5 protein-coding genes are annotated in these 6587 nt (G+C 74.1%); all 5 read right to left on the bottom strand.

The window, feature by feature from the left end:
* Positions 1-23: 23 nt before the first annotated feature.
* Complete coding sequence (locus N0B34_RS16525; RefSeq protein ID WP_263732370.1) at positions 24-1064, bottom strand: bifunctional riboflavin kinase/FAD synthetase; 1041 nt, start codon at positions 1062-1064, stop codon at positions 24-26.
* A gap of 128 nt (positions 1065-1192) precedes the next feature.
* Positions 1193-2143: a tRNA pseudouridine(55) synthase TruB gene (gene truB, locus N0B34_RS16530; protein ID WP_263732371.1), complete on the bottom strand. Its 951-nt coding sequence runs from the start codon at positions 2141-2143 to the stop codon at positions 1193-1195.
* Complete coding sequence (locus tag N0B34_RS16535) at positions 2140-3447, bottom strand: DUF4921 family protein (RefSeq protein ID WP_263732372.1); 1308 nt, start codon at positions 3445-3447, stop codon at positions 2140-2142. The genes truB and N0B34_RS16535 overlap by 4 nt, the downstream gene beginning before the upstream one ends.
* Before the next feature lie 5 nt (positions 3448-3452).
* Positions 3453-3980, bottom strand: a complete 528-nt coding sequence (gene rbfA / locus N0B34_RS16540; RefSeq protein ID WP_263732373.1) for a 30S ribosome-binding factor RbfA — start codon at positions 3978-3980, stop codon at positions 3453-3455.
* A 143-nt stretch (positions 3981-4123) separates the two neighbouring features.
* Positions 4124-6587 (bottom strand): translation initiation factor IF-2 (gene infB / locus N0B34_RS16545; protein WP_263732374.1); only part of this gene is annotated, 2464 nt, incomplete at its 5' end.

The following is a 6587-nucleotide window of genomic DNA, read 5'->3' on the forward strand; positions in this document are numbered from 1 at the left end:
CAGCCGCCCGTCGGCCACCGGCGTCAGCTGCCGGGTACGACCCGTACGCCAGGGTCGGCCGCGCCGGCGAGCACCTCGCGCACGCGCGCCACGTCCTGGCCCATGCGATCGCGCAGCTCGTCGACCGACGCGAACCGCAACGTCGGGCGGAGGCGTTCCACCAGCTCCACGGCCACCTCCTCGCCGTAGAGGTCGAGGTCCGTGCGGTCCAGGACGTAGGCCTCGACGCGGCGCACCACGCCGTCGAACGTCGGGTTGGTCCCGATCGACACCGCGGCAGGCAGCACGCGGTCCGGGTCGTCGGGCGACACGGGGGTGCCGTCGGCGCGGGTCAACCGACGCAGCCAGCCGGCGTACACGCCGTCGGCCGGCACCATGCCGGTCGCGTCGGACGCCAGGTTGGCCGTGGGGTAACCCAGCTCCCGGCCGCGGGCGTCGCCGTGCACCACCAGCCCTCGGATCCGGTGCGGCCGCCCGAGCACGCGCGCCGCCTGCCGCACGTCGCCCTCGGCGAGCAGCTCCCGCACCCAGGTGGACGACCACCGCCGGCGCAACGGGTCGGCGCTGTGCCCGTCGCCCACGCTGGGGTCCGCCGTGACGTCCTCCACGACCTCGACGTCGAACCCGTAGCCCCGGCCCAGCCGCGTCATCGCCGCCAGGTCCCCGCCGTTGTCCCGGCCGAAGCGCACGTCGCGGCCGACCACCACCGTGCGGGCGTGCAGGCCCTCGACCAGGTACCGGCGGACGAACTCCTCGGGCGACTGCCGGGCGAACTCCAGCGTGTAGGTGATCAGCAGCACGGCGTCCAGGCCCGTCTCCCCCAGCAGCTCCAACCGGTCGGCGTCGCCGGTCAGGCGGGGTGGCGCGGTCTGCGGGCGGTGCACCTGCGCGGGGTGCGGCGTGAACGTGACGGCGACGGAGCGGAGTCCCGCGGCGTGCGCGTCCGACGCCAGACGCTGCAGCACACCCGCGTGCCCACGGTGGACACCGTCGAAGTTCCCGATGGTGACCACGCTCGGGCCGAAGTCCGCCGGTACCTCGCCCAGCTCCGTCCAGACCTGCACGCACGCTCCTGCTCGGGTTCGTCCTCCGTGGTGGGCGTCCTCGACGCCGGTGCCCAAGCCTGCCACCTGCGCGGGTGTCCGCCGCACCCGGCGACCGCTGCGCCGGTGCAGGTCCTCGTCCAGGGGACTCAGGCGGGGGCGAAGACCAGGAGGGGTACCGCCCGGCCGCCGCGGTTCTCCAGGAGCGCCACCAGCTCACCGCTCGGGGAGAACGCCGCCACCGGTCCGCGCGCAGGGACTGCGTCCAGGCGCTGACCGTAGGACAGCGCCTTGGTCTCGGCCTCGCTGAGCTCTCGCGCGGTGAACATGGCCCGCGCTGCGTCCGCCAGGGGCAGCACGGCGATCGGTCGGTCCGTCGGCGCGGCCTCGAGGACCTCGAGCGGGGTCGCGGCGGCGACGCCGTAGGCACCGACACGGGTCCTGCGCAGCGCGGTCAGGTGGCCCCCGGTGTCCAGCGCGACCCCCAGGTCGCGTGCCAGCGCGCGGACGTAGGTGCCCGACGAGCAGGTGACCGAGACGTCCAGGTCGACGACGGGGGTGCCGTCCGGCGCCGACGCCGTGCGCACGTCGAGCACGTCGAACCGGGACACGACCACGTCACGGGCGGCGAGTTCGACCTCTTCACCGGCCCGGACCCGCGCGTAGGCACGCTTCCCGTCGACCTTGATCGCGCTGACCGCGCTGGGTACCTGGCTGATCGGTCCGGTCAACGCCGACACGGAGCGCCGCAGCCGTTCCTCGTCGAGCTCGGCGGCGCCGGCCGTGCCGACCACCTCGCCCTCGGCATCGTCCGTGGTGGTGCTCTGGCCGAGCCGGATGGTCGCGTCGTAGTCCTTGTCGGAGCCGACCAGGTACGTCAGCAGCCGGGTGCCCCGCCCGACGCCCAGCACGAGGACGCCCGTGGCCATCGGGTCGAGGGTCCCGGCGTGGCCGACCTTGCGGGTCGCCGCGAGGCGCCGCACCCGGGCCACCACGTCATGGCTGGTCATCCCGGCCGGCTTGTCGACCACCAGCAGACCGTCGGCGGCGGTCGGCCGCTGGTCGTGCACCCGCGCCGGACGGTCGGGCCGGGCGCTCATCGTGCGCCTGCGTAGCGCAGCCGGACGGGGCGGCCCGACGTCTCCTCGCCGATGCGCACCGGGGCGATCGCTCCGGCGTCCCGCAGCCGACGCAGGCCGGCGACCGCGCGGTCGCGCAGCGTGAAGGGGTCGATCGTGTTGACGTTCACCTTGGTGCCCCCTTCGAACCCCGCGAGCGTCGAGACGCGCCACTTCAGCACGATGCGCCACGGCATCGGCTCGGCCACGTCCGGCGGCCGGTGGTGCCACTCCTCGTTGCTGGGCGTGTGCACCCCGGACACGGCGTGCAGCGCGTGCACCAGGTCGGACACGGCGCGCACCTCCGCGTCGTCGTGCTCCCAGGGCAGCTGGTGCTCGCCGGTCGCGTACACCTCGAACGCCGGGTACCGGTGGCCGACGCCGGCGATCGCGACCGCGTGCTCGTTCGCCGCGACCACGAGCCCGTGGCGCAGCGCGACGTCGAGCACCGCGTGGTTGTACAGGTCCGGCTCGTCGCGCAGCCGCTCACGCTCGCGCTGCACCTGGGGCCCGTGCTCGTCGATGGCCACCACCTGCTTGTGGAGGTGGTCGAAGGACGCCCCTGCCGGGCGCAGCCAGTTCTGGAAGGCGGCCACGTACAGGGCGTCCGGTCTCGAGCCGTACAGGTCCTGCACCGTCCGCACCGTCATCGCCATGAACCGGTGGTGCTCGTCCGGCGTCAGCGTCCCCGACCCGGCCAGCTCGTCGTCGAACCGGGCCCCGTCGACCAGGTGCCGGCGCGCCACCACCACGTCGTGCGAGCCCGCGAACAGGTCGACCGCACCGGCGAGCGGGTCGTCGGAGCCGCCGGCGGGAGCGGCACCGGCCGCTGCGCGGGCCCTGAGCACCGCCACGACGTGCGCCCGACCGGCGGGGTCGGCCACGTACCGCGCCGCACGGTCCGCCACGTCGGCGGGCACCACGTAGCCGTGGTTGGCCCGCCAGTAGTCGACGGAGAGGATCTCGTAGAGGTTCGGGATGCGGCGGACCTCGGCGACGGTCTCACCCAGCGCGGCGGCCGCGACGTGCTCGATCACGCGCGGCTCCGGATCGCAGACCAGGCGCGCCTTCTCCGGCGGTGTCTCGGTGTATCGGTCCGGGCAGAAGGCGCAGAGCGCGTCGACGCGTGCCGGGTCGACCGGCGACCGTTGTGCGGGCACGTCCGGCAGCGGGCGGTTGGCCCGGCCGGGCAGGGTCCAGACGGTGGTGCCCGTCAGGGGCGAGACCTGCTTGACGGTTCCGTCCGGCAGCCTGCGCAGCGGTTCGGTGTCCGCCTGGGTGGTCACGGCTGTCAGGCCGTGGGCCCGGCGGCGGGCTCGGCCGTCGACGGCGCTGAGGCGTCCGGGCCGGCATCCGCGTCCGGCTCGCCGTCCTCGGGGAGATCGTCGTCCGCGCCGTCCTCCGCCGGACGCCGGTACGGGTCCGAGTCCCCGGCGTACGACGCACGGGCGGCAAGGGCTGCGACCTCGGCGTCCCGGCGCGCCGCCTCGGACAGCGCGGCCTCGAGGTGGGCGGCCGTCTCCGGCACGGCGTCGAGGTGGAACGCTATCGTCGGCGTCAGGCGCAGGCCCGTCGCCTTGCCGACCTCGGAGCGGATCAGCCCCTTGGCGCTCTCGAGCGCGGCGGCGGAACCCGTCCGCGCCTCGTCGTCCCCGAGCACGGTGTAGAAGACGTCCGCGTGCTGCAGGTCGCCCGTGACGCGCACGTCCGTCACCGTGACGTAGCCGAGCCGGGGGTCCTTGATCCGGGTGTCGAGCAGCTGGGCGACGACCTGCTGGATGCGGTCCGCGATCTTGCGGGCGCGGGGGCGGTCAGCCATGCCCTTCCTCCTTCGTGGTGCCGGCTCACGCCGGGATGTCGGTGCCGAGATGCTCGACGCTCGTCGGTGCCTACGTGGGCAGCACCCGCGCGGACGGGACCGGGCGGGTCACCCGCGAAAGGTGACCCGCCCGGTGCGCGCCGTCAGGAGCGCGGCTTCTCGCGCATCTCGAACGTCTCGATGACGTCCTCCACCTGCAGGTCGTTGAACGACCCGAGGCCGATGCCGCACTCGTAGCCCTCGCGGACCTCGGTGGCGTCGTCCTTGAACCGCTTGAGCGACTCGATGGTGAGGTTGTCGCCGATGACGCGGCCGTGCCGGAGCACGCGCGCCTTGGAGTTGCGGCGGATCTCGCCGGAACGGACCAGCGAACCGGCGATGTTGCCGAACTTGGAGGAGCGGAACACCTCGCGCACCTCGGCGGTGCCGAGCTGCACCTCCTCGTACTCCGGCTTGAGCATGCCCTTGAGGGCTGCCTCGACGTCGTCGATCGCCTGGTAGATGACCGAGTAGAAGCGCACGTCGACGCCCTCGCGGTCCGCCAGGTCCTCCACGCGCTCCGCGAACTTCACGTTGAAGCCGATGATGATCGCGTTGTCGACCGTGGCCAGGTTGACGTCGTTCTGCGTGATGGCACCCACACCACGGTGGATGACCCGCAGGTCGACCTCCTCGCCCACGTCGATCTTGAGCAGCGCGTCCTCCAGCGCCTCGACGGCACCGGACACGTCGCCCTTGATGACCAGGTTGAGGGTCTCGACCTTGCCCTGGGCGAGCGCCTGGGTGAAGTCCTCGAGGCTGATGCGCTTGCGGCGCTTGGCCAGGAGGGCGGCACGCTCGGCGGCCTCGCGCTTCTCGGCGATCTGTCGCGCGGTCCGCTCGTCCGGCGCCACCAGGAAGGTGTCGCCGGCGCTCGGCACGGACGCCAGACCGAGGACCATCACCGGACGAGCCGGACCCGCCTCGGTGACGTTCTCGCCGTGCTCGTCGAACATCGCGCGGACGCGGCCGTGGGCCGTGCCGGCGACGATCGCGTCCCCGACGTGCAGCGTGCCGGACTGGACCAGCACCGTCGCGACGGCACCGCGGCCGCGGTCGAGGTTGGCCTCGATCGCCACGCCGCGCGCGTCCTTGTCCGGGTTGGCCCGCAGGTCGAGGGCGGCGTCCGCGGTGAGCAGCACCGCCTCGAGCAGCTGGTCGATACCGGTGCGCTGCTTGGCGGAGACGTCGACGAACATGGTGTCGCCGCCGTACTCCTCCGCGACCAGGTTGTACTCGGTGAGCTGCTGGCGGATCTTGGCGGGGTTGGCCCCCTCCTTGTCCACCTTGTTCACGGCGACCACGATCGGCACGCCGGCCGCCTGGGCATGGTTCAGCGCCTCGATCGTCTGCGGCATCACGCCGTCGTCCGCCGCCACCACGAGGATCGCGATGTCGGTGACCTGGGCACCACGGGCACGCATGGCGGTGAACGCCTCGTGGCCCGGGGTGTCGATGAACGTGATCGCCCGGTCGACACCCTCGTGCTCGGTGCGCACCTGGTAGGCGCCGATGTGCTGGGTGATGCCGCCGGCCTCGCCCGCCACCACGTCGGTGGAGCGGATCGCGTCCAGCAGCTTCGTCTTGCCGTGGTCGACGTGGCCCATGACGGTGACCACCGGCGGGCGCGGTGCGAGGTCCTCGTCGGACTCCGCGGCCTCCTCCGCCTCCAGGTCGATGTCGAAGGACCCGAGCAGCTCGCGGTCCTCCTCCTCCGCCGAGACCATCTCCACGACGTAGCCCAGCTCGGCGCCGAGCGCGTTGAAGGTGTCCTCGTCCAGGGACTGCGTGGCCGTGGCCATCTCCCCGAGGTGGAAGAGCACCGTGACCAGCGAGGCCGGGTTGGCGTCGATCTTGTCGGCGAAGTCGTTCAGCGACGAGCCGTGACGCAGGCGCACGACGGTCGAGCCGTTGCCGCGCGGGACGGACACGCCGCCCAGCGACGGCGCCTGCATCTGCTCGAACTCCTGGCGCTTCGCGCGCTTCGACTTCCGCCCACGGACGGGACGACCGCCGGCACGCCCGAAGGCACCCTGCGTCGAACCACGGCCGGCACCACCGCTACGGCCACCACCGCCGGGACGACCCGCGAAACCGCCACCGGCACCCGGTGCGCCGCCCGGGGCACCCGGACGACCGCCGGGGCCACCGCGACCGGCGCCACGCCCCGCGGGGGCCGGACGCTCGCCGGGACGGCCGACACCGCTGGAGGTGCGGCCCGGCATCATGCCCGGGTTCGGACGCGGGCCGCCGGGACGGGGACCCGCGGGGCGCGGACCGCCCGGACGGTCGCCCGCGGCGGCGGCGGGAGCACCCTCGGTGCGGCGCTCGCCCGGACGCGGCATGCCCTGGGAGGGCGCGAACGGGTTGTTCCCCGGACGCGGGCCACCCGGGCGCGGGGCGCCGGTGCGGTCACCCTGCCGCGGCATCCCCTGCGAGGGTGCGAACGGGTTGTTGCCCGGACGGGCCTGCGGCCGCGGACCAGGTGCGGCACCGGGACGGGCCGGTGCGCTGGGCCGCGCGGCGGCGGGTGCAGCCGGTGCCGGCGCCGAGGCCGCGGGACGCGCT

Origin of the sequence: Cellulomonas sp. SG140 (assembly GCF_025770785.1) — a bacterium.
Lineage (GTDB): Bacteria > Actinomycetota > Actinomycetes > Actinomycetales > Cellulomonadaceae > Cellulomonas.